At 31.4% G+C, this 3,573-nt stretch carries 4 protein-coding genes; all 4 read right to left on the bottom strand.

The genetic code is table 11. From position 1 onward, the window contains the following. Positions 1–1,490, bottom strand: a 1,490-nt coding sequence (locus ACVC2P_RS11090) for a M28 family peptidase (RefSeq protein ID WP_452598536.1), incomplete at its 3' end; no start/stop codon positions are given. Positions 1,491–1,675: 185 nt separating this feature from the next. After that, positions 1,676–2,710, bottom strand: a complete 1,035-nt coding sequence (locus ACVC2P_RS11085) for a M28 family peptidase (RefSeq protein WP_452598535.1) — start codon at positions 2,708–2,710, stop codon at positions 1,676–1,678. A 158-nt stretch (positions 2,711–2,868) separates the two neighbouring features. Further along, a complete protein-coding gene (locus ACVC2P_RS11080; RefSeq protein WP_452598534.1) occupies positions 2,869–3,210 on the bottom strand; it encodes an FUSC family protein in 342 nt (113 codons plus the stop codon). A 26-nt stretch (positions 3,211–3,236) separates the two neighbouring features. Then, the coding region (locus ACVC2P_RS11075) for a DUF3108 domain-containing protein (RefSeq protein ID WP_452598533.1) at positions 3,237–3,573 on the bottom strand (337 nt) is incomplete at its 5' end.

Raw genomic sequence — 3,573 nt, 5'->3', positions numbered from 1 at the left:
GTATAGAACACTAAACGGGCACGATTTTCTAATAAATCGTATTCAATTTTATCTGGTGTATCTCCTGGCTGGTGATAGTCGTCATGAGTTCCATTAAAATAGAATATTACAGGAATGTTATTCTTTGCAAAATTATAGTGGTCAGATCTATAGTAAAAACGATTTGGATCGTCCTTTTTATTAAAGGTATAATCTAATTCAATATTCATATACTTTTGGTTCATCGCTTCCGATATATTATGTAAATCAGTACTTAATTTATCACTTCCAATTAAGTAAATATAATTACGGTCTCCTTCTTTACGTTTAGGATCTGTACGTCCAATCATATCTATATTTAAGTTAGCAACGGTATTTGCTAATGGAAATATAGGGTCGTTATCTGTATAGTGGCGAGAGCCTAATAATCCTTTTTCTTCACCAGTAACATTTAAGAATAAAATAGAACGTTTTGGCCCGTTACCATCTTTTACCGCTTTAGCAAATGCTTCTGCAATTTCTACTACAGCTACAGTACCAGAACCATCATCATCTGCACCATTATATACTTCTCCATTTTTAACCCCTTCGTGATCTAAATGCGCAGAGATAACAATAATTTCATCAGGCTTTTCAGAACCTTTAATATATGCTGCTACGTTTTCTGAAGAAATAGACTTAGATTTCTTTTTAAAATCTATGGTCATAGGCGTATTAATAACTTTTGGAGTATCATTGGTGTCGATATCGCTAATTATATTTGTTGCAAAATCTTCATTAATTAACAAGTAGTACATGTTATCTTCTTTCCCTACTAGAGACATTCTTCCGCTAGAAGTACCGAAACGCATTTTTGCCATAGGGAAAACTCTAGGGTAGTAAAATAAAACAGCTACAGCTCCTTTTTCTTTTGCAATGTCTCTTTTTAAAGCAAACTGCTGTCTAAAGTTAGACCATTTAGAATCTCCTGTTTCTCCAGAAATTAAGTTAGTTCCATCTTCGTTTTTTGGTTCACCAGCTTTTATAACTACAATTTTTCCTTTTACATCAATGTTAGTATAGTTAGAATATTTTTCATCCTCTATACCATAACTTGCATATACAATATCTTTTGCAGATAGTTTACCTGTTTCTCCTCCGCCAACAGACACAATATGGTCTGTAGCTGTAAATGTTTTATTATTTGCTGTGATGGTAACCTCTGGAGGCGACATAACTTCTAATGGTACATTTTGAAAATAATCGCCATCTTTTTTAGCAGCAGGAATACCATATTTAATATAATGGTCTTTTAAAAAGTCAACCGCCATTTTTTGGCCTGGCTCACCAGTTTCTCGACCTTGAAACTCATCTGATGCATATTTGTATAATGCTGTTTTAAGATCTTCTTGAGTAATTGTGTTTGCATAATCCGCAGGATTTGCAACGGCTTTCTTGCTAGCGGTTTTGTTAGATGTACCACAGGCAACAACTAATAGAGCTAAAGCAAAAAGAGATAATCCTTTTTTCATAAATTTAATGTCATTTTAAAATGGTTACCTGTTGTATTGTAAATAATTATAACAAAATATAACAGGAACAATTATTCTATTTGTTTTTAGATAATTGATTTTTGGTATTAATTAGTAAAAATGGTTGCCGTAAAAATACAAGAAAATAAGCGGTTAAACGATTGTGTTTAACACTTTTTAACACCTTAAAGCGCAGCATTATTAATGGGTCTATTTTCTTGGTTTGCGAGCTGCCATGCTGTAGCAAAAATAAACTGTGTACGTTTTTGCAATAGACTATAAGCTATTTTATCTGGTGTATCTGTAGGTTTATGATAATCGCTATGTTCTCCATTAAAATAAAAGATTACAGGAATGTCTTGTTGTGCAAAGTTATAGTGATCGGATCTGTAATAATAACGATTAGGGTCGTCTTCTGCATTGTAGGTATAGTCTAGCTCTAAATTAAAGAAGGTATTATTTACTTTTTCTGAAATATAATGAACCTCCTTACTAATACGGTCAGAGCCTATAAGATATATATAATTTGGTGTATTAGTATGTTTTGGGTCTACACGACCTATCATGTCTATATTTAAATTAGCAATGGTATTTTCTAAAGGAAAAGCTGGATTCTCTATATAATAGTTAGAACCATATAAACCTATTTCTTCTGCTGTTAGGTGTAAAAATAAGACACTACGTTTGGGACCATATCCATCTTTTGCTGCTAATTTAAAGGCTTGAGCTATTTCTAAAATAGCAACAGAGCCAGAACCATTATCGTCTGCACCAAAATGAATAGTATCATTTTTAACTCCTAAATGATCTAAATGCCCAGATATTATAAGTAATTCTTCAGGTTTTTCTGATCCTTTAATATAGGCTAAAACATTTTCAGATTTTCCAGCACCCTCAGGAAGAAATTGCGAAGGAATATGCTGAAAGTATGAAGAGGATAGAGCAGGGGCTATTTGTTCTCTTTCGTAATATGCCTTTAAAAAACGAGTGGCTTTTCTTTGACCTTCTTGCCCTGTTTTTCGGCCTTCAAAATCTTTTGAAGCAAATTGATATAAGTTTTCTTTGAGTTCTTTTGCAGTAATAGTATTAGCATATTTAGCAATTAATGTACTATCGTTTATGGTTATACTATTCTTTAAGTTTTTAATTTTTGTACTATACTTAGTTGTTGCACAGGAGCCTACTAACGCAAATGCAGAAAGTATTAAAAAAGATTTCATGTATTGTATTGTGTCTTCAGTTAGGGATAATAATATACTATTACAGTAGTTATTATTTTAACCAAAGATATGAAATCGTTTTAAATAGTATTCCCGAATAGAAATTAATGTTTAATAATAAAACTATTTATTATCTATACATGAATACAGCCTAAAGATTATTCATCAATGTCTATATCTTCTAGCTCCTCGTCTAATTCTTCTATAGAGTTCTCTAAAGACTTTTCTTCTCGCTTTTCTAATTGCTCTATATCTCCAACTTCATTAGTTTCAAAAATAGTTTTATAAGTGGCTAGAGATAATGCAATAATGCTAAATAAAAATATAAGTTGCACAGTGTGTTTTGCACCACCTTCTTTTTTAGCTTTCCAAAAAGCTAGTAGCCCAAAAATAAATGTTAAAGTAGCAGGTATAAAAGCTAGTTTAAATGTTGGTAATACGGATAATACAACTGCTAAAACACCAGTGATGACTCCTAAAATGATAAAAAGTTTTTTCATTAGTTTATATTATTTGCTAGTAAGTATTAGTTTTTTAGTCCTGTTGCCGATTTTATTTTTAATTCACCATTACCTATGGCTACTTTAAATTTTGCAAAAACAGGTATTTTATTCTCGTCTGCTGTTAGCCATAAAAAGTTACTATTGCTCCCTTTTAAAACATTATTGGCAACGCCAATTTTTAGTTTGTAGCATTCTTTAGGCCCTATTGCAGTATTAATAGTTTCTTTTTTTACGTATGTAAAAGAGAATTTTGTTTCTTTATTATCGAACAATACAGTAAATGTATCACTAGCACCTACAGGCGCTTTTTTAATATCTAAACTTCTTAAATAATAAATTGTGGATACTATATCTCTTGTT

Source organism: Pontimicrobium sp. MEBiC01747 (assembly GCF_053601635.1).
This window is presented reverse-complemented; position numbering and strand designations above follow the sequence as displayed.

What these genes read in the sequence shown, in the direction of transcription:
- ACVC2P_RS11080 (WP_452598534.1), bottom strand. Translation starts at nt 3,210, where the DNA reads ATGAAAAAACTTTTTATCATTTTAGGAGTCATCACTGGTGTTTTAGCA.
- ACVC2P_RS11085 (WP_452598535.1), bottom strand. Translation starts at nt 2,710, where the DNA reads ATGAAATCTTTTTTAATACTTTCTGCATTTGCGTTAGTAGGCTCCTGT.